Raw genomic sequence first — 24700 nt, 5'->3', positions numbered from 1 at the left:
ACACCGCGCAGCCGTACTAAGGTGCTAATCTCGCTTTACCTAAACGAGACTTTTCATACCATTCTGCGATCGCAGGTACCCACTCAGCAAAATGGGGCCACATCATTTCACATAGCTTTTGAATTTCAAGTTGAGCGTCTTTCTTATTTCTCAAATCACAGAAATGTAAGAAAGACCTTAAATTGAAACTGACTACAAAATGTTGGCGATAATCAAAGGGCATTTTACCTCTGGCGTGTTCTTCAGACATACCACCTTCAAAGTCAGCTTTGTATCGTTTAGCTGCTTCTAAACACCACTGTAAATCTGAGGCTCTTTGCTCTGGGGAATAATAATATTTTTTACCTTGTCTATCAGTGTAATAACCAACAGGACGCAGATAGAAAACATCTTCAATATCTTTCTTACCGTTGACTACATCAATAAACTGGTTTCCGGTGTAACGAAATGAGTTGTGAACTACAATGCCATTAGCGACAAAATTATGCCAAGAGCCTTCCACTTCTAGGTCATAAGTCATTTGTTGTCCAATGTACTCCACAGTTTTCACTTTAACTGGATGAGCTTGTAATTTTCTACCTATTGCCTTTGGTTTAGGTTGCCAATTTTCAGTATCTATTATTGGATTAAAAGAGCGAGCAAAATCAGCTTCTTGATGATTTTGGTGAATATATTCGTGACACTCTTTGCATAAAGTTACTAAATTATCGAAGTCATAAGCCAAAGATTCATCAGCATATACTGGGATTAAATGATGAGCATGAAGGCTACCACCCCTAACCCTACATCTTTGACAAATATAATTAAACTTCTCATGTACTGCCGGGGCAATATCCCTTGTCCAGGCACCTATTAGTTCCCGTTCTGTAGATGTTCCTCCTTTCCAAAAATTAGATTCTTCTCCTCTTTTTGTATAAAGCTTCGCGTTTTCTCTACGTTTTTGACGACTTGCTGGGGAAAGGTTTAAGTGGTAACCAGTTTGACCCTTATTCCAAGGGTTTCTAGAACCCCTTGATCTCTTATTTAACGACAACCCGTAAGCATAAACCCATTTTTTTATTGCTTCTATTGAGCAGTTAGCTAAGGCTGCCATTTCATCAACATAAAGTCCTTTAGCGATTTGCTCTTCTAACCAAATTTTGTCTCGATAAAGTGCATTAGGGTTATAGTTCCAAGGCTGATGTTCTTTAGCAAATTTACTATCATTGTGATTTAAATGTAGTTCGTATTTATCAGCCCAATTTCTTACAGTATTTATAGAGCATTCAGATAGTTGGGCAATCTCTAATGTAGATAATCCTTTTTGAATTTGAGATTCAAGCCATTCTCGATTTCTATAAAGACCATTGCCTACTACTGCCATACCATTACACATTACATGGCAAGGCTTAGTAGTTTGAAATACACTGCCATCAGGGTTAGTAATTAAACCAACTGCATCACCCATTGTTTGCCAACCATCTGATGTAAATAAGCGATGATTGACAGTGCAATCTAAAGTTTTTCCATCCTCTAAAGTTACTCTGTAAACTGGCTGAAGACCACTGCACATGACATCTTTAATATGTCCAACCTCAAATAAGCCAGTCTCTTCGTTGAGAATTCGCAGGCGCATTTTGCGAATCCGTTGTTTACAATCACGCCGATATTCACCAGGTGGTTCTCCATTCCTACCTTTAATTGACCTTGTACGGATTGCTTTTTCTCCGTTAGTCCAAAGTTCGTATAACTCTCCAATAGTTTTTTTCAATTTCTGGTTACTGTCGCCTTCACAGTTCACAAAAGTAATTTCAGTATCAGCAGATAGACATTGGACATCGAAGGATACACTAATCCTGTGGGTACGAGCCTGTTGCATCACACTGTGGGGAAAGTAGCCACAGTTAAAAACAATCTGGGGATGTTCTAGAGGCCCGTAATGTCCTCTCTCCCCTGCTAAAAGTCGCTTCACAATAACTTCACCACATTGAGACTCCGAGGGCCATGAGTCCCGTTCGTCATACACGAACGCCTCAGTGTAGTCCTGGTGCATGGCGGCGTAAATCACCTGCTGAGGATTTGGTGTTTTAGCAATAACCTCTACCCTGAATCGATCCATGATCTGCTAGTTAAAACTTGATTGGTGGCTGGGAGTGCCTACTAATCAGTTGTTTAGCCTGTTCGTGAGACATCTCCATGAGAACGATTCATTATCATATCTCTGCCTTGGGCTTCATCTTCAAGATACTCATTTACTTTACAAAAATTAATAACTACGTTACACTTCGTTACATAGTGAATAAAAACGGGAAAATCTTATGCGTACAAATGCTTCTATCGTTGACGACCAAGGTTTAATGAATAACTTTGCGATCGAGCCTAAAGTATATGTAGATGAGCAAGGCGATCGCACTGGATTTACAACCTATGCAGAACTCCTCAATGGTCGTTTAGCAATGATTGGTTTCGTCTCCCTCATTGCATTAGAAGTTGTCACAGGACATGGTATTTTTGGTTTGTTAGCAAATCTATAAAATCTAATTTTAATTTTTAATATTACAAATTTGACAAAATGTAGAGGCAATATTTATCTTGCCTCTACATTTTTTTGTATAAAACTTGATGCAAATATTCAAAATTTGCTATTTCATCTAGTAAATCATCTACAACGCTTTATTGAATAAGTAAGCTTACTTAAGAGATTACCGAAATTATTTAAGTAAAGAATTAGTAGTAAATAACTAAATAAGTAATTTAGACATTTATGTTCTAGCGATAATTTTGTTAGCCTCATAAGTATTCATCTATCCATGATAAGTTGAGTATTCACTATCACTCAGTCTATATTCTTCATATTAAGAATACAAAAGTATTTGTAACCCAGCTTATTACTTAACAATTCAAACAAAATATACTGATTGGCAAATTAATGATTGTATGACATAAATTTATTCTAACCAAATACCAAATATCTAAAGTTTGTCAATCATGGATTTATCTATTGTATCAACAACGGATAGAAGTTATTTTAATCCTCTAGAAAATTCTATTCTACCAACAATTTTCTGTAGCATTACTGATTTTTTAGGGGAATCTAAATATTCTGGGAAGATGATGTTAGAACTATCTCCTGTCCTCTTGGAAGTAGGCAGCAAGCTAGACAATTTTCTTCAGCAACCAGATTTTCTTAATCAGATGCAACTGGCTTTTGGTAAAGCCTGGGAGCCTCAACAGGCAACAAATTTGATAGTGGGGATAGTTAATGGCGAGTCTATACCTCAAATTGATATTTTGCCTATTGAGTCATTACGAGCTAAAGGAGCTTATGCCGGAGATAGCATTTATTTAGCGCAAGAATTATTCGGTAATTCAGCAAAATCAGAAGCATTGGTTGCAGTTCTATTAGAAGAACTTGGACATTATCTTGATTCACATTTGAATGTTCAAGATTCCCCTGGAGATGAAGGGTCAATCTTTGCCAAACTTGTGTTAAACCAACCTCCACAAGGTGAAGAACTGTTAGCTTTACAAGCTGAAGATGATAGCGCAATATTAAATTTAAATGGCAAAAGCATTTTAGTAGAGCAATCTGCTTTAGACTCTGGTACATTTACCGTCGGCGCGGATGGTAAATTTAGCCTTGAGTTTTTAGCTGATGCTGGCAGTTATCATAGCGACCTGGGAATTTTTAGTTTGCAGGGAATGGAAAATTTACAGCCAGGTTCCTTGGAATTTATCCAAGAATCTGCGCGTCGTGTTCTCAGCAATTCTAATTCTGGCTACCTGGCAATTTCTGATGCAACTGAGGGAGCAAAATTTAGCGGTGATTTAGGAGAAAGTGAAAGAAATGATGGCAAATTTTTAGGAGAGAAAAACTTTGCCATGACTGCTGGCGATCAGTTTGCGTTTTTACTGGTACCGGATGGAAAAATTAAGGAATTGTTAGATAATCCCAATTCAGCCAAGGATAAAAATCCGCTATTCTCCATCGCCTCAGCTAATTCAGACGGTTCTGTACATTTTGCTCAGTTAGGACAAGGAACAACGAAAGGCGGGACTTTTGGTGTAGAAGATCAGTTGGCTAGCCAAGGTTCAGATTGGGATTACAACGACTTCATCTTTCAAATTAAAGGCGCTACCGGAAAAACTGCTCCCCTAGAGACATTTATTCAGTCAAAACAAGAGTGGCGCAATACCCAATCAGGGAAAGAATTAATCGAATACGCTAAACAAGTCAGCCAATTTTTGACTATATCTACTCCTTTTAGCAGTTCTTACACTGTCGCCAGTTTGGGTGAATTACCAGGATTACCAACTCCCTACGTAGGATTAGCGTTTAAAGCTGACGATCCCAATACTTTATATATCGGTTCAACACCCCAAGGAGAAAAAGGCGAAATTTTTGCGATCGCACTCAAACGCGATGCTAATAATCACATTGTAGGATTTACAGGCTCGGCAAAGTTGCTCTCCTCCGCACCAGGAATGAACGGCGGTTTGAATGATGCTGGCTTGACCTTTGGCCCCAATAACGTTTTGTTTTATACAACTTGGAATGACAACACAGTTGGGCAAATCAAACCTGGAAGTTCTAATCCTGACAAACAAGTAGAGTTAAATACCCTAGGATATCAGCCTTCAGTCGGTGGTATAAGTTTCGTTCCTCAGGGATTCCCTGGTGCAGGAAGGCTAAAAATTACCTCCTACGATACTGGCAATTTTTATGACACAACTGTGTCCGCCGATGGTACAGGTACTTGGAATATTGCACCTGCAACAAAATCAGTGCAAATCACTGGGGGGCCAGATGCTTTTATCTATGTATCTGCTTCTATGCCACAATTTACTAGCGAACGCATTTTAGTTGCAGAGCAAGATACAGATACAGTCAGCGCCTATAATATCGATGCTAATGGCGATCCCATTCCTACCACTCGCCAAGAATTTTTAACTGGGATAGACGGCCCCATCGGTGCAGCCATTGATCCTTTAACAGGTGATTTCTTCTTCTCTACCTATTCCTTTGGCGATTTTAATCCCCAAGGATTTAATCAGGTGGTAGTCGTGCGGAAGGGATAATCTGCTGGGAACGAAGGATAATTTCGTAGTTATAATTAGTGATGGCTTACCTTTGATTACGAATTACGTAGCGCTTTGCGCTTCCCGTAGGGTACTACAAATTAGTAATTATTTCCCCAGGTGATAACTATGGCTTTAACTGCATCTACAATGCTGCCTTTAGGTACGGTTGCTCCAGATTTTCAGCTACCAGAAGTAGTATCTCAAGAGATAATTTCTTTAGCTAGTTTTGCTGATAAAAAAGCTATCTTGGTAATGTTTATTTGTCGGCATTGCCCATTTGTAAAGCACGTGCAATCACAACTAGCGCTAATAGGCAAAGACTACTTTGAAAGTGATTTAGGAATTGTTGCAATTAGCGCCAATGATGTTGAAAATTACCCAAATGATGCGCCAGATTTATTAAAGAAAATGGCTACAGAATTGGGGTTTAAATTTCCGTTATGCTACGACGAAACTCAAGAGACAGCGAAAGCTTATACCGCAGCTTGTACACCTGATTTTTTTGTATTTGATAGCAATCGCCAACTCGTTTATCGCGGGCAATTAGATGATAGCCGACCCAGCAATGGTAAGCCTGTAACAGGTGCAGATTTACGTACTGCAATTGAGGCTGTACTAGCAGGTAAACCTATACAAGATGAACAAAAGCCCAGTATTGGATGCAATATCAAGTGGAAAGCTGGAAATACACCAAATTATAGTTAATATTTAGTAGGATGTGTGACGCGTAAGCTGTAACGCATCAAAGCTTTGCCAAAGGTGCGTTACTAAAATCCAAAATCCAGAATTCAAAATTTAAAATTCAAAAATATTCCCCAATGCTGTCACAGCAAAGGGGATGGTAAATGCACCTGTTGCACCATAAATACTTAGATTTTCATCCAAAGTCGAAAAATGAGTCAGGAAATGTGGTTCGATTTATCTCAAACTGTCGAATTGACAATTAGGGATTAGTGCTTAATTTCCAAATTGAGGATGTAGCGCCCCAACTGGACTTTGTCTGCCCATAATTCGTATTCTATCCGTAAATGTTCAGGCAATGGATGACCAGTAAGCGCCATAACATTAGTAAAGTTACGGAGGCGAATTGGCTCATTGGTTTGCCATGTCTCAGTTGGCAACCAATAGCGACTAATACCATAAACACCCTGTTCCCAGAAATGGCGATAACTGACTTCGGCATTACCTTGCATGGTCATGATGACTCGGTAAGGCGAAATCTCTAACCACAAAACTCTAGGACTGGTGGGTACATTGTTTTTCTTGTGCGGAAGTTTATCTTCAGGATTTAGGGAACCCGCTACTTCGCAGGTAATTAAAGGCGGTGCAGTCAATAGTAAATGAAAACGATTAGTATCTTTTTGATACAATGTCCCGGCAGTTTCCACGACAGACCAAACTGGCAGGTCAGTGGAAATGAGTGATAAGCACACGGGCTTGCGGTGATGGGTCAGCATGGGAGCGATAAGGGCTAAAAGCTAGTGAACAAAATGAAATCAACACCAAGGTCTCTATCAGTCTCAGGCCAAAAACTAATAGTAAAACATGCTTAGATATTAACTGAATCTGCTAATTCGGTAAGCCAGATCAACAAAAATGCAAACAGTTAGGGTGCTAATTTAAAAAGCAAAAATTGCGATTTTTCTCCGGAAAGGTGATTTAAAAGTAAAGTTACGGAATATTTTGTAAATAATCTTTAGATTCCGGAATTAATATAGCTGGATTATTCGCTAAAACACAAGAAGAACGATTTTCTTTGCTTTTATAAGAGCTAGTATGGCAAGTGAATGCGCGAATAAAATTGTTCATTTCTTCACGTTTGGCAGTCCAAATTCCAGATTAACCTTGTCTTTTAAGAGTTGACAACCCAAATGAGTAATTATGCTTGGACTAGCTTGAAAGTGCTGAAGAACCACTGCGTTGGAAGGGTTTTCCGGCAATCGCGCAAGTGGCGTTGCTGAGTAAAAATGCCCGTCTCGACTTTCATACTTGGTAGTGAAACTTATTTCATTGGGATAGCTTCCTCTGTATACACAGCAATGGCATATTGTTTTAGTTGGAAGTCCCTGATTAAGGTTGTGCAAAATCAAAAGTCAAAAATCCAATACATTTAAACTTTTTTACAACTGCACATCTAACTTTACTGATTTTGGAAGATTTGATTAAGTTTGAGCAAGCAAAAGACGATACGATACTAGGGAAGAAGTTCACAGTAGCGGCATATGCAGTCGCTCATGTACTTTCAATGTATTCAAAAGCCAGTGTATCCTAATGTCGGCTGCTGTTATAACCGTAGAAAAGCAAAAAGACCTTTCAGATCAGTTAATTATTCAACGACCTCCTTTTGGGCTATCCTTGCAAGGTCGTATCCGCATTCCAGGTGATAAATCTATTTCCCACCGTGCTTTGATGTTGGGTGCGATCGCCCAAGGTGAAACGGAAATTCAAGGTCTTCTCTTAGGTGAAGATCCCCGCAGTACTGCTAGTTGTTTTCAAGCAATGGGGGCGGAAATTTCGGAACTCAATACAGAGTTGGTGCGGGTGAAGGGTATTGGTTTGGGAAATTTGCAAGAACCAATTGATGTATTAAATGCAGGAAATTCTGGTACTACGTTGCGTTTGATGTTGGGATTGTTAGCTTCCCATGCAGGGCGTTTTTTTACTGTCACAGGTGATAATTCTTTGCGATCGCGTCCTATGTCCCGCGTAGTTCAACCATTGCAACAAATGGGGGCGCAAATTTGGGGACGCAAGGGAAATTCTTTAGCACCCCTCGCAATTGCTGGACAAGCCCTCAAACCAATTCACTATCATTCCCCCATCGCCTCAGCGCAAGTTAAATCCTGTATCCTCCTCGCTGGTTTAGCCACAGAAGGAAAAACCACCGTTACCGAACCCGCCCTTTCCCGTGACCATAGTGAAAGGATGTTACGGGCGTTTGGCGCAGAACTCAGCGTTGATCCCGAAACCAATAGTGTTACCGTTACTGGGCCAGCGCAATTGTTTGGACAAAAGGTAATTGTCCCCGGTGATATTAGTTCCGCAGCCTTTTGGTTGGTAGCTGGTGCAATTGTCCCAGGTTCAGAACTAGTAGTAGAAAACGTTGGTGTAAATCCCACCCGCACAGGTATTTTAGAAGCTTTAGAGCTGATGGGAGCAGATATTCAACTGGAAAATCAGCGAGAAGTCGCAGGTGAACCAGTAGCCGATATCAGGGTACGTTCCAGCAATTTAAAAAGCTGCACCATCGCTGGGGATATCATTCCCAGAATGATTGATGAAATTCCCATTTTGGCAGTAGCAGCCGTATTCGCCGAAGGAACCACAATTATTCGCGACGCAGCCGAGTTAAGGGTCAAAGAAAGCGATCGCATTACTGTCATGGCTCAACAACTCAATAAAATGGGAGCTAAAGTCAGTGAACTACCCGATGGGATGGAAATTACTGGTGGTACTCCCTTAGTTGGTACAGATGTCGATAGCCATACCGATCATCGCATTGCCATGAGTTTAGCGATCGCCGCCTTAGTCGCCAATGGCGTAACTACCATCCACCGCGCCGAAGCAGCCGCGATTTCTTATCCGAGTTTCTTCCAAACTCTCACCGCGATCGTTAATTGAGTAGGAGATTTTGAAGGGGGAAAGGGTAAAAGGTTAAAGGGTAAAGGTTTTTCCCCTTCCCCCTTCCCCATTCACCAGACTTTTGACTTATTTACGCCCCTTCCCGCAACTTATCCAACACGCTGCGGTCTTCTAAAGTTGAGGTATCACCTGATACTTCTTGCCCTGCAGCGAGATTTCGCAGTAAGCGCCGCATAATTTTACCCGATCGCGTTTTTGGCAAAGCGTCAGTAAAGCGGATTTCACCAGGACGAGCGATCGCACCAATTTCTTTGACGACGTGTTGCTTGAGTTCTTTACTCAAATCATCGCTGGGTTGGAAAGTCCCTTCCAGAGTTACAAAAGCCACGACTTCTTCACCTTTGAGTTCATCTGGCTTGCCAACAACCGCCGCTTCTGCAACTGCTGGGTGGGAAACTAAGGCTGATTCGACTTCCATTGTGCCGAGGCGGTGTCCTGATACGTTTAATACGTCGTCTACCCGTCCCATTACCCAGAAGTAACCATCTTCATCTCTTCTGGCTCCATCACCCGCAAAATATGTAAACTGGCCATCTTTGGGGGGTATATGTTCCCAGTAGGTACGGCGGAAGCGATCGGGATCGCCGTAAACTGTTCGCATCATTCCCGGCCAGGGGTGACGCACTGCTAAATAACCACCTTGATTTTCTCCCACAGAATTACCATCTAAATCTACGATATCTGCAAGAATTCCGGGGAAAGGCAGGGTTGCAGAACCTGGTTTGGTGGGAATTGCACCTGGTAGGGCTGTAATCATAACCCCGCCAGTTTCAGTTTGCCACCAGGTATCGACAATTGGGCAACGTTCGCCACCAATGACTTTGTGATACCACATCCAAGCTTCTGGGTTAATTGGTTCGCCTACGGTTCCCAACAAGCGCAAGGAAGAGAGGTTGCGTGATTTGGGATGATGTTCGCCCATTTTAATAAAGGCGCGAATGGCTGTAGGTGCAGTATAAAAAATATTGACACCATACTTTTCAATTACATCCCAGAAACAGCCAGGATTAGAAGCACGAGGCGCGCCTTCATACATTAGAGTTGTGGCACCGTTGGAAAGCGGCCCATAAACAATGTAACTATGCCCCGTAATCCAACCGACATCGGCAGTACACCAATATACATCTGTATCTTGTAAATCAAAGATCCATTTGGTGGTGATGTGGGTATATAAGTTGTATCCAGCTGTAGTGTGAACAACGCCTTTAGGTTTGCCAGTGCTACCAGAAGTGTAGAGAATGAACAGCAAATCTTCGCTATCCATTGGTTCAGCTGGACAATCGGCTGATACACCCTTTTGTAAATCATGCCACCAATGGTCACGTCCTGGCTCCATGTGAGTTTGTTGCGCTGTACGTTGCACTACAAGCACATTTTTCACATTGGGGACAGCGTTATTGGCGATCGCCTTGTCTACTTGTTCCTTGAGAGGAACGATCGCGTCTTTGCGCCAACCACCATCAGCCGTGACTACTAACTTAGCTTCCGCATCAATTAAGCGATCGCGCAAAGCCTCAGCACTGAAACCACCAAACACAACACTGTGGGGTGCGCCAATTCTCGCACAAGCCAACATTGCGATCGCCGCTTCTGGAATCATGGGCATATAAATCCCCACGCGATCGCCTTTTTGGATTCCTAGTTGCTTTAGTACATTAGCAAACTGGCAAACCTCCCGGTGTAATTGGGCATAGGTAAGAGTCCGCGAATCTCCTGGTTCTCCTTCCCAAATCAGTGCGGCTTTATTTTTACGCCAAGTAGTGAGGTGTCTGTCAAGACAGTTGTAAGAAATATTAGTCTTACCACCAACAAACCATTTAGCAAAAGGTGCTTGCCAATCTAAGACTGTGTCCCATTTTTGGAACCAATGCAACTCACTTTCTGCCAATTCTGCCCAAAATTTTTGCGGATCGGCTTGAGCTTGATCGTAAAGAATTTGATAATCTGCCAGACTTTTGATCTGCGCTTTTTGTGAAAATTCAGCACTCGGATGAAATAAGCGGTTTTCTTGTAGGATTGATTCTATGGTCGGTTGGGACATATCTGTAATTAAATTGCGACTGAAAACTATTCTGTACTGCAATTACTCATAAGTATTTTGATTTTCGTTAAGAAATCTCTAAAGCGCCCTAGTGGTGCATCACACAAATGTTGGTGTCTCAATCAATTCTCAGGTATCAAGTTGTTATCCGCTTGCTTCTTCATTCACAATTATTTTTTGATACAGATCTTAAGCAGCCTCACTCTAGGCAGTTAAGTAAAGCTTGAGTATTATAAATTACAGAGGCTTAAAAAATCGATAACGAACAGTGGTATATAAACAAAGCGGTAGTAGCGAAGCAAACTACCAAACTTTAACAATGAGTTTGTTCGCATTTGAATGTCATGGTCAACAATGGCAATGGTTGATTCTACCTGTTCTCAGGGCAGCGAAACAATCGCCGTTATGAATAAGCCAAACCACCAAGATGATGTGATTGTCCAACATGAGCGATCGCTTACTACTCTGAGTAGGGCAATTACCCATGCCCAAGGACGATTCACTTTAATTTTAGTACGCTGCAATTATGCAAGTTTACAAGAACAAATATTAGCAGAACTAAGACAGCGTTCTGGGTTAGAAATTTTAGCTATTAACCTACGAACTTCATCCCATAGTCTTTATTCTACGATGACAGCCACAATTGGTTCTCCACATCCCAATGCTGTCATTGTATTTGGGATAGAATCACTGCAGAATGTCGATGATTTTTTAGTTTCTCTAAATCGCTTACGAGATGATTTTCTGCACAATTTTCCCTTTCCTTTAGTGTTGTGGATTAACGATTTTGTGCAGCAAAAACTCATCAAACTAGCACCAGACTTTTATAGCTATGCACCTGTACCGATTCGGTTTGCGATCGCTACTGAAGAATTATTCCCTTTTCTCCCACAAGAAGCAGAGGAGATATTGAGACAAATCTCATACAAATTCTGTATGAATAGGTGCAAAAATACGCCACTGAATTGGCAGATATTGCAAGAGTAATACTAACAATTTAAAATTCAAAATGACGCTCGCAGACTATTAACTCAGTCACTTAGCATCCTCAGCATCACAAAAAATTGTAGCTTTTATGTGCTTCTGCATAAATTTTTAATGCTACAGCCATCTGCTGTTCAGCAGCTTCTCCCTGTGCTTGGAACCAAGCAAAAGTTTCAGGATCTACCTGAACTGTAATTTTTACAGATGACTTTGGCATTCGCAATTGTGCTTTAGCAAAGAACTCATCTGACAAAGGTGGAATATCTGAGGTATCGATGTCTTCATCACTCATCGCATCAATTCTATCCCAATCAGTTTTTGAGGTATTGTTCATAGCGTTTTCTTTCATAAGACAGTGCCTTTCTTAATGAGATAATCCGAACTGTTTCCTCTTCAGGCTCAGTGTAAACTACTACTACCACTCGTCCATCAAGTAGCCCGATACCGATACACCGATCCTCACCATAATCTTCTCGATCATCAAGGTACACAAGCATCGGTAAATTAAAGATGCGTGAAGCATCAGCAAAGTTGAAACCATGCTTTGTGATATTGCTTTGATTTTTTAGCTCATCCCACTCAAACTGCATGGACTCAATCTATCATACAAGCTGTTTTACTGCGGATATTTTAGCGTATCAAGTATTACCAAAAAAGAGCGATCGCTCTTTTTGAGTTCGCTGATAATGTATGGGTGATCGCTATCTCATTTCCCAATTCGCTCAAGTTCCTCTCGTAAAACTCGCCGTAATATTTCTTCTAGAGGTTCACGACGCTGCTGAATATACTCATGCAATGCGTCGTTAATCAAACTTTGGTAATTTCCTCCGCCTGCTGCGTTAACTTGTTCACGAAACCATACCAATATTTCATCATCTAAGCGAATTGTAATTCTAGTTTTTCCCGGTGGTGTAGATTCTATCGCGCCTCGCTTACCTTGACTAAAATCATACATATTTGTATTTCCAGAATCATCTTATAAAAATTTTACCGAAACTTCACACTTATAGGATTTTGAAACAGCTAATAGCTGTTAATTAAGGGAAATCTATTTATAGGGCTATTCATCATTAGCCTGCAAAATTTCTGGATAAACATTGTTCAAAGCAAATTTCAGGAGTATTAAATCTCATCGTTCGCGTAATCGATTCTGAAAATAAAGAATTCATCAAAATGGTTAAAAGGCTTACAACAAAAGGATTAATCGCATCAAACTTTTATCCATATACCCTTTAGAGGCGTGGTTAGTTCACAGTGCGATGACGGTGCGATCGCACCGATACATTCAGATTCCTACTGAAATCTTTGAGGGAAATCGGGTAAGTGTAAGCTTTCTATTCTGATTACCAAAACCAAAGCTATATATAGTAGGAATTTCATGGTTTTTTGGGAATTAATTATTTCCGATTTGGATTACGCGAATGGTGAGTTAAATGATTCCAATTATCTTGGGTGCTGCTGCTTTGGCTACTGGAGCTATAGGAGCAGTAAAAAGTGCTGAAGGTATTGGCAATATGAAGCAGTCAGAGAAAATTGGTGAACAGGCTCAACAAAAATACGAAAATAGCTTGCAAAACTTGAAAGCAGCTTGGGAAATTACTAACCAGTCAGCAGAAGTTTATGGACAAATGCAGCTTCGGATCAAACAGGGTACAATTTCAAACTTTATAGCTTTTATTGAGAGAATTGGTCAGCGAGCATCTCAAAACAACCTGGATATTCTCACTGGATTAGACATCTCTACTCAGCAAATTCAAGAGTACAAAACAGAAGTTATCAAAGCTGAAGAGTGGGTAAAAGGTGGTGTCTCAACTGCTGTTGCAGCAGCAGGTGCAGGTGCAAGTGCAGTTACCTTAGCAAGAAGTGTAGGTACAGTGACTGTTTCCAGGTTCTTTGGATTATGGGCTACTGAAGTTGGTATCTCACAACTTGGTGGTGCTGCGGCTTGGACTGGAACCCTAACTTGGTTAGGTGGTGGTACTAGTATGGCGGTTGGTGGTGCTGTGTTGGGAGGTATTACACTCGGCCCAGCATTAATGGTTGGGGGTTTTCAACTGGCTGGTAAGGGTGAGGAAGCTTTGACTAAAGCGCGGGAATATGAAGCTAATGTCAACGTAGGGCTTGCTGAAAAAGTCATTCCAAGGCAAGAGAAAAATTGACTCAGTAGTCAGGGAAGAGCAAATATAAGTTTTTGTTGTCTGCAATCAAACGGAACATCACTTTTGCTAATAAAAGAAGTGAAAAAAGATGTAATGTTGAAAAATTGGCATAAAAATTCCCAAAAAAGCCGTGAAACAAGGGTAGAAAGATTCATGACTAAAAAAGTAATAGCAATAGCAGTGACAGAGGTATGAGGAAGTTTAGCCATGACTCTACCCAAGCTAAATCTTCGTTTACCTTGTCCGAATTTACCCTCAATAGAGTTACGAATTAGCTCATCTTCTCGTGCTTGTTTCTTTTTTTCAGGACTGACATTTTTAGGTGGTCTCCCTAAAGGTGGCCCACTAATTCTAATTCCTCTTTCTTGACACCAAGAGCGGTTGTCTCTAGTGCGATAAATTTTATCAACATGAACTGATTGAGGATAATACCCGGTGTAGTTTTTGTAGGCTTCTACTTGTGATTTTAAGTCGCCTGATTCGTTAAAATTATCCCAACTAATATGGTCTAAAAATACATAGCCATCATAGCAACTAGCTGAAAGCTTTGCCCCAAACTCTACTTTTTTTCCAGCTTTACCACGGACTATCGGACGAATGTGTGGTTGATTTAAACTGACAATACGGTCTTCTATACTAATTTTTTTATTTTCATATAACCAAAGTTGTTGACGATAAATTTCTGCTACTACCAGTAATTTCTTATATTGCCTATTACTCAGGTTGAAGAGTGACGCACCTAACTCCATTAGCTGCTGAATGTGAACTAAATTTCTTTTGATATATTGTAGTTGCCGTTTAATGGCTTTCCTTCTTTCTTTAATGGTCGGTTTTCTTTTTTTGGCTACCAATAAGTAATTCTTTCTAGCTATATTTCTATAGGTTCTCGGTTTTTTGATACTCTTTAACAAGAGGGAGTTATATAAAATATCTATAATTGTTTCTGTATGCTTTCTGGCTTGATTTAATAATCCTAAGTCTGTGGGATAACTGATATCCGCTGGCGCACAACTCGCATCTAATATTAATTTTCCCCGATTGGTCGGCTCATTTTTTAAATCCTCGGTTTCTGACTTTTTTGATTTTACTTCTACCTCCTCTTTACTTTCTAACACTTGCTTGACTATTTCTCGATTCAGTTTGTTAACTAATTTTATATCTATTCTTTCTCTAAAGTGAACTAACATTGACGCATCAAATGGGGCATTATTGCTATAGCAAGACATTCCTATAAAGTATTGCAGATAGGGATTCTCCCTAATTTGCTCTACTGTCTCCCTATCACTTATGCCTAGTTTTTCTTTAATTATTAATGCCCCTAATGCCATCCTAAATGTTTTGGCTGGCGCGCCCATTTCTGCTGAAAATATTGCTGCGTACTCTGCTTCAAATTCTGACCAAGGTATCATCTCCGCCATGATTACCCAACGGTTATCTGAGGCTAGTTTTCCCCCAAAGGGTAGTTCAAAGTCTTCTGCTGCTGTTTCTTGCTTTTGCGCTTTTCGATACATATCAACGCAACTTGCTACAAGGGTTTTTACTTACTTTATCCTTTTTCCTTGCACTTTATTCTCTTTTGTCCCCCCAAATCTCTTGATTTATCTAGGTTTTTTGTTTATTCTGCAAGCCCAACGTAGAGATTGCCAATATTGAAGCAGCTCAAGATTTTCTATTACAGGTTAAACGGCGAATAGTGGAACTGGCTAATTTAGTGTGTAATTTAAACAACAGTGCTAAAGCGGTACTTCAAGAGCTTGAAGCCAAACCTTTTGATCGCAGCCGTGATGCTAGAAAATTTCAAGAGGTAGCGCTTTTAATTAAAGCACTGGCAGAAATTATGAAAATTTCTATTTTTGATAGTGAAGGACTATTAAACCCTGCAACTTTAACTATTCAAGCTAAATACAAAACTCTGGGAGGTATTTAGTAATGGTTTTACCAAGTATCGGTACAATATGTACTGCGGTTAACGCCACAAAATCTTTAGTAAGCATTATTTCTACTTACAAGCAAATAGGAGAGTTAGAACGAACTAAAAGGCATGAGATAGCAGCTTTGGAAAAAACACAATGTGTTAACGCAGTTGCTTCCAATTATGCTGAATATAAGATAATTGCCGCACAAGAACAAACAAAAAGACGTGAGATTGATGCTTGGGAAAAAGAAGCAATCACCAAAATTAATGCCCAGCGCGACTTGCTGATGGCGTATCTTGATCGCTCTTTTGATGAACGTGCTGAAAACTTTCGAGCTTTATTTGCTGTGGTTGATAGTGCGATCGCATCCGGTAATAATGAACAACTAGCGCTTACCTTAAATACAATCACAGAAATCGCTAAATCAAGCCCATTCAAAGACCTTGCTAACTTAGCTTCTGTCCGCGCTGCCCTTGATGATCCCAACCACGAATGGACATTTTGATTTTATAGCAGTGCGATCGCTTTTTCTAAAAACTCCAATAGCATGGTTCGGCAGCTTTTGTTCTAATAGCCCCAGGCTTCTGGTCTGAGGGCTTTTTATATATTATTTAGTTTGTTGCCGTTGGGCAATTTGTATTAACAAACGCAATGCTTCATTAACTGCTTCAGCATTAGGAAAAGCTTGAGCAACATCAGGATCTAACAATACCAAGTTAGTTCCTGCTTGGTATCGTTCTGCATATTTTCCTCGAATACCGCCTTTGAGTTGGGAAAAGTCATATTCAGAACGTAACTCATCTTCTGGTTCTTGTTTAGTTTCCTTCTTCATAAAATCCTCGCTCTTGACGTGTAGTTTCCCGCGCGCTGATAATCCGAATGCGATCGCCTCGGTCGGTATGAGCTACAATCAGTAACCGACTAAACCGAGATAAACCGATAGTAACGTATCGGCTCTCTCTAATAGAGTGGTCAGGATCGGGAAAGGTTGTAGATAAAGGATCGCCAAATACTGTAGCCGCTTCCTGAAACGAAACACCATGTTTTTGCAAATTTCGAGATGCTTTGTCTGGATTCCATTCAAACTGCATTTGGACAAAGTTGATTTAAAAATATAAAACAGGTTAAGTTCTTATAGATAGCTCTAGGTTGAAAGCCTGCGGACTTCAAAAATCTTCGTCATCAACAAAAAACTCAGCATCCTCATCTAACCGAGAATTACCGCGCCCATCAGCTAATCCCCACAAAGGTTGCAGTACAGCTATCCCAACTAAGCCGATACAAACGCAAAAAGCCAGCACTAAACCAACTGGTATTTGAATGGATCGGAAACTCAAAAACTTTAAAGATACTAAAGTAGCGTTTTGCACTGAGAGAATAGCGATCGCCATTACCCACACAGCTATAACTACAGATATCAGCAAATTAGCAATACTTTTCATAACAAATTTAATAAAACCAAAGCTAAACACAGACGAACACAGATAATGATCAGCATTCCTCTGGGTTTAAGGTGGTTGAAACTCTTATTCTAGTTTAGCGATCGCCCTTTCCATTGCTTGAGCGATTTGGGTAACTTTCTCTGGTGAGTTGGTTTCTAAATAAACGCGCACCAGGGGTTCTGTACCGGAGGGACGCAGCAATATCCAGCTATCTTCTTCTAAATACAGCTTAATTCCGTCTTTACGACCAACTTCTTTAACTTTAATTCCTGCTACCTCTGCAGGTGGATTTCTGGTAAAGGAATCAATAACAGCCGTTTTGTGAGACTCGGTAAGGTGTAAGTCTAGGCGATGATTGTACAACGGGCCGTCAGCTGCGGCGATCGCTTCTTTAACTAACTGACTGAGGGGCTTACCTTCATAGGCGATCGCTTCTGCAACTAGCATATTGGCTAAAATGCCATCTTTTTCGGGAATATGTCCGATGATGCTTAAACCACCAGATTCTTCACCACCAATTAATACGGTGGTTTCCCGCATTTTTTCTCCAATATATTTAAAGCCTACAGGAGTTTCATAAATTGGTAGCCCGTGTTTAGCTGCGAAGTTATCCAATAAATGAGTTGTGGCGACAGTGCGGACAATAGCGCCGCTTTTACCTTTATTTTTGATTAAATGACTGGCTAAAACTAACAGCACAGTGTTAGGAGTCAGAACATTACCTTGTTCATCAACAATCCCAAAGCGATCGCTATCGCCATCTGTTGCTAAACCCAAATCGGCTTGATCGGCGCGTACTGCTGCTACCAATTCACCTAATTGTTCGCCTTTGGGTTCTGGCATTCCACCACCAAACAGTACATCACGCCAAGTGTGGAAACTTTCTAACTCTACACCACTTTGTTGCAAAACTTCATCTAAATAACCGCGAGAGGTAGAATACAAAGCATCGTATTTTACCTTTAACTGGGCACTTTTGATTTTTTTTACATCAATTAAGGTATAGATAAATTGCAGATAATTAGGTTTCGGATCGAAAATAGAAATAGAACCCGATGGATTACTACTAGCCGGTGCATCTGATGCACTTTTTATATTTGCCACAATAGTATCAGTAATCTCTGGAGTGGCAGGGCCAGCATAGTCTGGGATATATTTTATCCCACAGTATGGTGCAGGATTATGGCTAGCAGTAAACATCAACGCCCCCGCCGAATTTAGGTGACGGGCGTTGTAGGCAATTACTGGTGTGGGGCAATCCCGATTTGTGACTTTTACCTTCCAACCCAAGTCAGCTAAGACTTGGGCGGCTGTCTGGGCAAACTGGTCAGCTAAAAATCGAGTATCGTAGGCAACAAGAACTGGTCTATTTTTGCTATAGGCCGTTTCCAGATAGCTAGCGATCGCTCTTGTGACTTTCCTCACATTGGGAAAAGTAAAGTCATCAGCAATAATTCCTCGCCAACCATCGGTGCCAAATTGAATTTTGCTGGATTTGCTACTAGCACTCATGTTTGCCACAGTTTCCCTTGTAACTTATGTACTATGGGAAGCTTCGCGCAAAGCTTGTGTAGCCGCAACTATCCCCATCGTTATTTTTCTCACTGCTTGTTTGCAATGTCAATCCCCGATCGCCCTTTTGCCAGTTACCACCTTTGGTCTTTAGTTGCCCCAGCTACGGGACAAGAACGTTGGCATTGCCAGATGAGACGGGGGTTTGTTAAAGCACGTCAGCATGAACCGAAAGTGAAAGCGCTGTTAGCCACGGCGACTGCACCCCAAAGGATTGGCATACTTGCCCAAAAAGGGGTTTATGAATTTCATCATCATCGACACCTATTAAGCCAAACAGACGGTGTAGAAAAAGTTGCTCAACTACTGAAATTAAGCCATTCCTCGGAAGAAGTGCAACAGCGGGTGCTGCAAATTTTGAAAAAATATCACAATGAGCCGTTGCTGTTGAATAAACGCATCATCCAATTAACACCGGGCGATGAAGGTTTTCCCAAACCGATTTTAATTGACCAAGATGATTATTGCTTCCGGTTATACGCTGCGATGGATTGTGTATTTATTGATAGCGATCGCACTTTACATATTTTAGATTTTAAAACTGGCAAAGCTGCTTTTGACCAGCGGCAAGCTTTAGTTTATCTCCTGGCTGCGCGTTATCTTTACCCAGAACAAGAAGCTGTTGCCTCATTTTATAATTTAGAGCTTTGTAAAAAATCTGACTTAATTCACATCACCCATCAAGAATTACTATCCTTAGAATTTGAATTGGCGCATATTGCCCGTAAGCATCAGCAAGATTTGCAAAAATATCACCAACAAACCCAAGATTTCAGCAAAATTTTTCCCCCAAATCCTGGTTCGCACTGTCGATACTGTCCATTTCGTTCTATCTGCGATTTTGCTGATAATCCCAAGCTAAAGTCTCAATCTATGCCGATTTTAAGGGTGAATGGGTGATTGGGGATTGGGGGATAAATTACAGACGCGATGAATCGCGTCTCTACAAGGTTTAGAAAGGTGGTAATTCTTTAAGAATTGTAAACCGGATGTGATTAATTGCTAGGTCGCCAAGGGGGATATCTTCTTTGGTGAGACGTACGCCTTGGCTGCTGATGGTTTCAAAAGAAACTCCTTTGCCAATTTCGATGTGATACCAGCATAAGCCCATGAAAAAGCGGGTGGGATAGGGGCCTGCATTACCGATATCATCAGGGTTAGATTCCATTGGCAACCAACCGTAATTGGGAATGTAGAATTCTAACCACACATGGTTAAAGTCTGGTTGCAGGGGTATGCCTTGCAATTCTCCGTTGGGTGGACATTTGTATCTACCGACTGTGCGGCAGGGAATACCATTCAAACGGCACAAAGCCAGCAATACGCCTACATATTCGCCACAGGAACCTACACCCCGTTCTAAAACCACATCTGGCGTATCAATGTATGGTTTAATACCATATGACAATTCATCGTAAACATAATTACGGATACTATACATCTTCCGCAGCAAATTGGTTTCTGAACCAACTGCATCGCGTGCAGCCCGGCGGACAATGCTAGTCTCCATTGCTAACTCATCATCATCAACCAGATAGCGGCTAGCAAATTCTGGAGTAACTGGGGGAATATCTTCCACATCTTTGGGTGTAATACGATACTTAATGCCGCGCACTTCTAAAGTCGCTTTCCAGCCAAATATATGGCGTTCTCCAGGAGTAAGAGTATCAAATTTAAATACTGCTATTCTTTGCCCATCAATAACTTCTTCTGTAAAGGGTAGTCCAATCGGTTCGACTTGTTTAACTTTTTGGCGTTCGGTTTCTGAGGGTAAAGCAATTCGCCATTCTAAGTCCGTTAGATATACCTCTTCTAAGGGGGCAATTTCCTCAGCGTAGGACATTTCAATCAGGTAGCCATTAGAGAGGGCGTAACGTTTCTCTGGCTCGTAATGATAATAGAGGGGATGAATAAAAGTGCGATCGCGGTATGTTAGTTCGTGATTTGGATCGGCATTGGGATTATCTCGAATGTAAGGTTCTTCTGAGGCGTAGGCGATATAAAGACTTTCTTTGCCTGTTTCGCTATCTTTATGTACCGCAATACCTGTGGGAGAGTCAAAGGGGGTGAGTACGCTAAATTGAATTTCCCCTGTCGCCCGATCCACAGAATAAACTGTTTGCTCTGTGCGATCGCTCACCCACAGAGTATCTTGACTGACTGTTAAATTCTCTTGTCCCACTCCTGGGGCATAAAATCTAGTAATTTCTTTACGGCTATCGGATTCATAAATCAAGATATAGCCTAACTTTTGGCAACTGATATAGACTGTGGATTCCCATACAGCAATACCCTCAGCCGGATAAGGCAATGTCACAAAATGCTCTAGTCCTAAAGCATTCATCTGGCAGCGATAAACACTATTACCACGAGTCACCCACAGGGTATCTTCCCAGACTGCGATACCTGTGACATCAGTAAATTCCTTAACTTGATGAGGATTCAGTATTTTACTGTTGTCAGATATTGGGTCAATCTCCAGCAGATGTCCCTTAATCGTATCAATGGCGATTAGTCTATCTTGAATAAAAGCAATGCCACCTAGTGCGGCAGCAGTTAGCGGTCGAATCGTTCTTTGACCAAACATCTGGCTAACGGTCATACTGGGGAGTGCAAAACTCATATTAAGCATATTCATTTAACCGTTTAGCACGCCTAGAATAAATTGTGGTACATCCAATGTGACCAAGTTTTCAGAGTGGTGCTGCTTACAATTATCAGTGCAATGTGTTCCAAAAAAACTCTGACCTAGGAAATAACACATAAAAATACCCATGAAGGATTAATCCTTCAGATGACAAATGTCAGGAATCACATCTAAACTGAACTGATACAAACTGGCGAGAGCCTTTATGTAACTTTAGTGGATGGTTTTCTGACCATCACTAAATTATGATCGAATTTTGTAACCTTTTCCTGTAACTTAAGTGATGTCTGCTAATTCTCTGCCTGAAAGTGCCGCCGTTTGGCATAGTTTAGAAGTTGAAAAAGCGCTCGAACTGCTTGATAGTAATGCAGACAGTGGCTTGACACCCCAAGAAGTGGAGCAACGGTTGCACAAATATGGCCCCAATGAACTTGAAGAACATGGTGGCCGTAGCGCTTGGGAGATTCTGCTAGATCAGTTCAAGAACATTATGTTGTTGATGCTGATTGCTGTAGCTATCATCTCTGGGGTTTTAGACCTCGTCGCTTGGCAAGGAGGTAATCTCAAACCAGGGGAAGTGCCATTCAAGGATACGATCGCGATTATGGCGATTGTCATCCTCAATGGTATCCTCGGCTATGTGCAAGAAAGCCGTGCCGAAAAAGCCCTCGCAGCCCTCAAAAAACTCTCCTCTCCCTTAGTGCGAGTCATCCGCGATCGCAAACTTTTGGATGTCGCTGCTAAGGAGATCGTTCCTGGGGATGTAATGCTGCTGGAAGCTGGGGTACAGATAGCCGCAGATGGACGCTTAGTTGAACAATCTAATTTACAAGTGCGAGAATCGGCGCTCACTGGTGAAGCGGAAGCTGTTAATAAACAAGCCACATTACAATTACCTGAAGACACAGGATTAGGCGATCGCATTAATGTTGTCTATCAAGGTACAGAAGTTGTTCAAGGACGAGGCAAGGTTCTAGTTACTAGCACTGGGATGAAAACAGAGTTAGGCAAAATTGCTACTTTGTTACAGTCAGTGGAAAGTGAACCAACGCCTCTGCAACAGCGGATGACGCAACTAGGTAATGTCCTAGTCAGCGGTTCTTTAATTCTGGTAGCCATTGTTGTGATTGGCGGTATCATCCAGGCTAGAGGTTTTAGCAATTTACAAGAACTCTTAGAAGTTTCTTTGAGTATGGCGGTGGCTGTGGTTCCTGAAGGGTTACCCGCCGTAATTACCGTTACCTTGGCATTGGGAACCCAGCGAATGGTCAAGCAAAATGCCTTGATTCGTAAACTTCCAGCCGTGGAAACCTTGGGTTCAGTTACCACAATTTGTTCTGATAAAACTGGCACACTGACTCAGAACAAAATGGTGGTGCAATCAGTTTATACAAATAATTCTAATTTTAGGGTTACAGGCGAAGGTTACGCCCCCACCGGGGATTTTCAATTAAACGGACAGAAAATTTCTGTAGATGAATATCCGGAAATCTCTGCTTTGCTAGTTGCTTGTGCTGTTTGTAACGATTCCGTCCTGCAAAAAGAACAAGGCGAATGGGCGATTTTAGGAGACCCCACTGAAGGCGCATTAATGACCTTGGCGGGGAAAGCAGGTATTGAAAAAGACCAATGGGAAAGTAAATTACCTCGGGTAGGAGAATTTCCGTTTTCTTCAGAACGTAAGCGCATGAGCGTGATTGCTCAGGTACAGGAGATTGCTACTGGGGATGCTTCCGGTACAGGAATTGACCCGGCGATCGCAGGTTTTCTGCAATCCGAAAATTATTTAATGTTTACCAAAGGTTCCCCCGAGTTAATTTTGGCGCGTTGCAGCCAAATTTATTTGGGTAGACACTCAGCCCCCTTAACAGAAGAACAACGCCAAAAAGTTCTGGCAGAAAACGACCAAATGGCGAGTAAGGGTTTGCGGGTACTAGGTTTTGCTTACAAACCTTGGGCAGAAATTCCCCCAGAAGGTTCAGATGAAGCCTCAGAGCAAGAGTTAGTATGGCTGGGGTTAGTGGGGATGCTAGATGCACCACGCCCAGAAGTGAGAGCCGCCGTGCAAGAATGTCGGGAAGCCGGGATTCGCCCAGTCATGATTACTGGCGATCACCAATTAACAGCCAGAGCGATCGCAGCTGACTTAGGCATAGCAGAAGAAGGCTCTCGTGTACTCACAGGGCAAGAATTACAGCGCATGAGTGACGAGGAACTGGAGCAAAATGTCGATTTAGTCAGCATTTATGCCCGGGTTTCCCCAGAACACAAACTACGAATCGTCAAAGCTCTGCAACGCCGTGGTAGATTTGTGGCGATGACGGGTGATGGTGTCAACGATGCTCCCGCCTTAAAGCAAGCCGATATCGGGATTGCGATGGGCATTACTGGTACAGATGTCAGTAAAGAAGCTAGCGACATGGTGCTGCTAGATGACAACTTTGCCACCATTGTTTCCGCTACTAAGGAAGGTAGAGTAGTTTACACCAACATCCGCCGCTTTATTAAATACATTCTGGGCAGTAACATCGGTGAAGTGCTAACAATTGCCGCTGCACCAATTTTAGGCTTGGGAGGCGTTCCCCTGACTCCCCTACAAATTCTCTGGATGAACTTAGTTACAGATGGTTTACCAGCCTTAGCCTTAGCGGTAGAACCCCCAGAACCAGATGTGATGAAGCGTCCACCCTTTAGCCCCCGGGAAAGTATCTTTGCTAGAGGATTGGGTTCTTATATGGTTCGCATTGGGATTGTCTTTGCGATCATCACGATTATTCTCATGGAATGGGCATACTTCCATTCCAAAGCCGTAGTCGGGCCGGGACTTGACCCAGAAAGATGGAAGACAATGGTATTCACCTCCCTATGTATTGCCCAAATGGGTCATGCTATAGCTATCCGCTCGAATAACCAACTCACCATAGAAATGAATCCCTTATCAAATCCGTTTGTTTTGGGTGCTGTGGTTGTGACAACAATTTTGCAGTTGATGCTAGTTTACGTTCCACCCCTGCGAGATTTCTTTGGTACCCATTGGTTACCACCACAAGAGTTAGCTATTTGTATTGGCTTTAGCGCCTTAATGTTTGTCTGGGTGGAATTGGAGAAGATATTCTTCCGCTTAATGGGTAAAAAGACCGTTTAATTAGGGATGAGGAAGATGAGGGAGATGAGGGAGATGAGGGGGATGAGGGGGATGAGGGGGATGAGGGGGATGACAAAATGCTCCCTTATCT

Annotated in this window: 22 protein-coding genes and 3 pseudogenes; 11 read left to right on the top strand and 14 right to left on the bottom strand. The window is 41.6% G+C overall.

Annotated elements, in window-relative coordinates; translation table 11 throughout:
• Positions 1–16: 16 nt before the first annotated feature.
• The 3 pseudogenes from thyX to HGR01_RS41785 form a co-directional block, all read right to left on the bottom strand.
• Positions 17–451: pseudogene (gene thyX, locus HGR01_RS41795) on the bottom strand (FAD-dependent thymidylate synthase); the annotation flags it as partial.
• A gap of 3 nt (positions 452–454) precedes the next feature.
• A pseudogene (locus HGR01_RS41790) lies at positions 455–1780 on the bottom strand (HNH endonuclease); the annotation flags it as partial.
• 30 nt (positions 1781–1810) lie between these two features.
• Positions 1811–2098 (bottom strand): annotated as a pseudogene (locus HGR01_RS41785) (FAD-dependent thymidylate synthase); the annotation flags it as partial.
• A 199-nt stretch (positions 2099–2297) separates the two neighbouring features.
• Here HGR01_RS41785 and HGR01_RS09160 point away from each other — a divergent pair.
• From HGR01_RS09160 to HGR01_RS09150, 3 genes are all read left to right on the top strand, one after another.
• Positions 2298–2513, top strand: coding sequence for a chlorophyll a/b-binding protein (locus tag HGR01_RS09160; protein ID WP_045869900.1), 216 nt, complete (start codon positions 2298–2300; stop codon positions 2511–2513).
• A gap of 454 nt (positions 2514–2967) precedes the next feature.
• Positions 2968–5058, top strand: coding sequence for a DUF4114 domain-containing protein (locus HGR01_RS09155; protein ID WP_052335157.1), 2091 nt, complete (start codon positions 2968–2970; stop codon positions 5056–5058).
• A 129-nt stretch (positions 5059–5187) separates the two neighbouring features.
• Positions 5188–5766 (top strand): thioredoxin family protein, encoded by a 579-nt coding sequence (locus HGR01_RS09150; protein ID WP_045869901.1) that lies wholly within the window; start codon positions 5188–5190, stop codon positions 5764–5766.
• A gap of 245 nt (positions 5767–6011) precedes the next feature.
• Here HGR01_RS09150 and HGR01_RS09145 read toward each other — a convergent pair whose 3' ends face one another.
• On the bottom strand, positions 6012–6518 hold the full coding sequence (locus HGR01_RS09145; RefSeq protein WP_045869902.1) for a hypothetical protein: 507 nt from the start codon (positions 6516–6518) through the stop codon (positions 6012–6014).
• A gap of 814 nt (positions 6519–7332) precedes the next feature.
• On the opposite strand from HGR01_RS09145, the gene aroA reads away from it, so the two are divergent.
• Positions 7333–8682, top strand: coding sequence for a 3-phosphoshikimate 1-carboxyvinyltransferase (gene aroA / locus HGR01_RS09140; protein WP_045869903.1), 1350 nt, complete (start codon positions 7333–7335; stop codon positions 8680–8682).
• 91 nt (positions 8683–8773) lie between these two features.
• Here aroA and acs read toward each other — a convergent pair whose 3' ends face one another.
• Entirely contained in the window at positions 8774–10744 is a 1971-nt protein-coding gene (gene acs, locus HGR01_RS09135; RefSeq protein ID WP_045869904.1) for an acetate--CoA ligase, read from the bottom strand.
• A gap of 268 nt (positions 10745–11012) precedes the next feature.
• Here acs and HGR01_RS09130 point away from each other — a divergent pair, with 268 nt between their 5' ends.
• Entirely contained in the window at positions 11013–11153 is a 141-nt protein-coding gene (locus HGR01_RS09130) for a hypothetical protein (RefSeq protein WP_168160963.1), read from the top strand.
• Positions 11150–11731 (top strand): hypothetical protein, encoded by a 582-nt coding sequence (locus HGR01_RS09125; RefSeq protein WP_168160964.1) that lies wholly within the window; start codon positions 11150–11152, stop codon positions 11729–11731. Before HGR01_RS09130 ends, HGR01_RS09125 begins: the two co-directional genes overlap by 4 nt.
• A 67-nt stretch (positions 11732–11798) precedes the next feature.
• Here the strand turns inward: HGR01_RS09125 and HGR01_RS09120 are convergent, their stop codons facing one another.
• From HGR01_RS09120 to HGR01_RS09110, 3 genes are all read right to left on the bottom strand, one after another.
• Positions 11799–12062: a hypothetical protein gene (locus HGR01_RS09120; protein WP_194007886.1), complete on the bottom strand. Its 264-nt coding sequence runs from the start codon at positions 12060–12062 to the stop codon at positions 11799–11801.
• On the bottom strand, positions 12040–12318 hold the full coding sequence (locus HGR01_RS09115; protein WP_045869907.1) for a BrnT family toxin: 279 nt from the start codon (positions 12316–12318) through the stop codon (positions 12040–12042). Before HGR01_RS09115 ends, HGR01_RS09120 begins: the two co-directional genes overlap by 23 nt.
• 116 nt (positions 12319–12434) lie before the next feature.
• Positions 12435–12683, bottom strand: coding sequence for a BrnA antitoxin family protein (locus tag HGR01_RS09110; RefSeq protein WP_045869908.1), 249 nt, complete (start codon positions 12681–12683; stop codon positions 12435–12437).
• Positions 12684–13161: 478 nt separating this feature from the next.
• Between HGR01_RS09110 and HGR01_RS09105 the strand changes: the two genes are divergently transcribed.
• A complete protein-coding gene (locus tag HGR01_RS09105; RefSeq protein ID WP_052335158.1) occupies positions 13162–13887 on the top strand; it encodes a hypothetical protein in 726 nt (241 codons plus the stop codon).
• A gap of 8 nt (positions 13888–13895) precedes the next feature.
• Here the strand turns inward: HGR01_RS09105 and HGR01_RS09100 are convergent, their stop codons facing one another.
• The gene (locus HGR01_RS09100) at positions 13896–15398 is read right to left on the bottom strand and encodes an IS5 family transposase (RefSeq protein WP_045869909.1); all 1503 of its coding nucleotides are present in this window, start codon (positions 15396–15398) and stop codon (positions 13896–13898) included.
• Between the two features lie 182 nt (positions 15399–15580).
• Here HGR01_RS09100 and HGR01_RS09095 point away from each other — a divergent pair, with 182 nt between their 5' ends.
• Both HGR01_RS09095 and HGR01_RS09090 read left to right on the top strand, forming a co-directional pair.
• Entirely contained in the window at positions 15581–15814 is a 234-nt protein-coding gene (locus HGR01_RS09095; RefSeq protein ID WP_045869436.1) for a hypothetical protein, read from the top strand.
• 2 nt (positions 15815–15816) lie between these two features.
• Positions 15817–16308 (top strand): hypothetical protein, encoded by a 492-nt coding sequence (locus HGR01_RS09090; RefSeq protein WP_228045765.1) that lies wholly within the window; start codon positions 15817–15819, stop codon positions 16306–16308.
• Between the two features lie 102 nt (positions 16309–16410).
• Here HGR01_RS09090 and HGR01_RS09085 read toward each other — a convergent pair whose 3' ends face one another.
• The 4 genes from HGR01_RS09085 to HGR01_RS09070 form a co-directional block, all read right to left on the bottom strand.
• On the bottom strand, positions 16411–16635 hold the full coding sequence (locus tag HGR01_RS09085; RefSeq protein ID WP_045869437.1) for a hypothetical protein: 225 nt from the start codon (positions 16633–16635) through the stop codon (positions 16411–16413).
• Positions 16619–16894: a BrnT family toxin gene (locus tag HGR01_RS09080; RefSeq protein WP_045869438.1), complete on the bottom strand. Its 276-nt coding sequence runs from the start codon at positions 16892–16894 to the stop codon at positions 16619–16621. The genes HGR01_RS09085 and HGR01_RS09080 overlap by 17 nt, the downstream gene beginning before the upstream one ends.
• A gap of 75 nt (positions 16895–16969) precedes the next feature.
• Positions 16970–17245, bottom strand: a complete 276-nt coding sequence (locus HGR01_RS09075) for a lipopolysaccharide assembly protein LapA domain-containing protein (protein WP_045869689.1) — start codon at positions 17243–17245, stop codon at positions 16970–16972.
• Positions 17246–17329: 84 nt separating this feature from the next.
• Entirely contained in the window at positions 17330–18757 is a 1428-nt protein-coding gene (locus HGR01_RS09070) for a phosphoglucomutase/phosphomannomutase family protein (protein ID WP_045869439.1), read from the bottom strand.
• 105 nt (positions 18758–18862) lie between these two features.
• Between HGR01_RS09070 and HGR01_RS09065 the strand changes: the two genes are divergently transcribed.
• Positions 18863–19717, top strand: coding sequence for a PD-(D/E)XK nuclease family protein (locus tag HGR01_RS09065; RefSeq protein ID WP_045869690.1), 855 nt, complete (start codon positions 18863–18865; stop codon positions 19715–19717).
• Positions 19718–19769: 52 nt separating this feature from the next.
• On the opposite strand, the gene HGR01_RS09060 is transcribed toward HGR01_RS09065, so the two are convergent.
• Positions 19770–21440, bottom strand: coding sequence for a transglutaminase domain-containing protein (locus HGR01_RS09060; protein WP_045869440.1), 1671 nt, complete (start codon positions 21438–21440; stop codon positions 19770–19772).
• 307 nt (positions 21441–21747) lie between these two features.
• Between HGR01_RS09060 and HGR01_RS09055 the strand changes: the two genes are divergently transcribed.
• Complete coding sequence (locus HGR01_RS09055; RefSeq protein ID WP_045869441.1) at positions 21748–24609, top strand: cation-translocating P-type ATPase; 2862 nt, start codon at positions 21748–21750, stop codon at positions 24607–24609.
• Positions 24610–24700 lie beyond the last annotated feature (91 nt).

The sequence above is a fragment of the Tolypothrix sp. PCC 7712 genome (assembly GCF_025860405.1).
GTDB classification, from domain to species: domain Bacteria; phylum Cyanobacteriota; class Cyanobacteriia; order Cyanobacteriales; family Nostocaceae; genus Aulosira; species Aulosira diplosiphon.
The sequence above is the reverse complement of the archived record's forward strand: the minus strand, read 5'-3'. Positions and strand labels throughout refer to the sequence as shown.

Coding starts and splice junctions, on each gene's coding strand:
- HGR01_RS09160 (WP_045869900.1), top strand. CDS start 2,298: ATGCGTACAAATGCTTCTATCGTTGACGACCAAGGTTTAATGAATAAC.
- HGR01_RS09155 (WP_052335157.1), top strand. CDS start 2,968: ATGGATTTATCTATTGTATCAACAACGGATAGAAGTTATTTTAATCCT.
- HGR01_RS09150 (WP_045869901.1), top strand. CDS start 5,188: ATGGCTTTAACTGCATCTACAATGCTGCCTTTAGGTACGGTTGCTCCA.
- HGR01_RS09145 (WP_045869902.1), bottom strand. CDS start 6,518: ATGCTGACCCATCACCGCAAGCCCGTGTGCTTATCACTCATTTCCACT.
- aroA (WP_045869903.1), top strand. CDS start 7,333: ATGTCGGCTGCTGTTATAACCGTAGAAAAGCAAAAAGACCTTTCAGAT.
- acs (WP_045869904.1), bottom strand. CDS start 10,744: ATGTCCCAACCGACCATAGAATCAATCCTACAAGAAAACCGCTTATTT.
- HGR01_RS09125 (WP_168160964.1), top strand. CDS start 11,150: ATGAATAAGCCAAACCACCAAGATGATGTGATTGTCCAACATGAGCGA.
- HGR01_RS09120 (WP_194007886.1), bottom strand. CDS start 12,062: ATGAACAATACCTCAAAAACTGATTGGGATAGAATTGATGCGATGAGT.
- HGR01_RS09115 (WP_045869907.1), bottom strand. CDS start 12,318: ATGCAGTTTGAGTGGGATGAGCTAAAAAATCAAAGCAATATCACAAAG.
- HGR01_RS09110 (WP_045869908.1), bottom strand. CDS start 12,683: ATGTATGATTTTAGTCAAGGTAAGCGAGGCGCGATAGAATCTACACCA.
- HGR01_RS09105 (WP_052335158.1), top strand. CDS start 13,162: ATGATTCCAATTATCTTGGGTGCTGCTGCTTTGGCTACTGGAGCTATA.
- HGR01_RS09100 (WP_045869909.1), bottom strand. CDS start 15,398: ATGTATCGAAAAGCGCAAAAGCAAGAAACAGCAGCAGAAGACTTTGAA.
- HGR01_RS09090 (WP_228045765.1), top strand. CDS start 15,817: ATGGTTTTACCAAGTATCGGTACAATATGTACTGCGGTTAACGCCACA.
- HGR01_RS09085 (WP_045869437.1), bottom strand. CDS start 16,635: ATGAAGAAGGAAACTAAACAAGAACCAGAAGATGAGTTACGTTCTGAA.
- HGR01_RS09080 (WP_045869438.1), bottom strand. CDS start 16,894: ATGCAGTTTGAATGGAATCCAGACAAAGCATCTCGAAATTTGCAAAAA.
- HGR01_RS09075 (WP_045869689.1), bottom strand. CDS start 17,245: ATGAAAAGTATTGCTAATTTGCTGATATCTGTAGTTATAGCTGTGTGG.
- HGR01_RS09070 (WP_045869439.1), bottom strand. CDS start 18,757: ATGAGTGCTAGTAGCAAATCCAGCAAAATTCAATTTGGCACCGATGGT.
- HGR01_RS09065 (WP_045869690.1), top strand. CDS start 18,863: ATGTCAATCCCCGATCGCCCTTTTGCCAGTTACCACCTTTGGTCTTTA.
- HGR01_RS09060 (WP_045869440.1), bottom strand. CDS start 21,440: ATGAGTTTTGCACTCCCCAGTATGACCGTTAGCCAGATGTTTGGTCAA.
- HGR01_RS09055 (WP_045869441.1), top strand. CDS start 21,748: ATGTCTGCTAATTCTCTGCCTGAAAGTGCCGCCGTTTGGCATAGTTTA.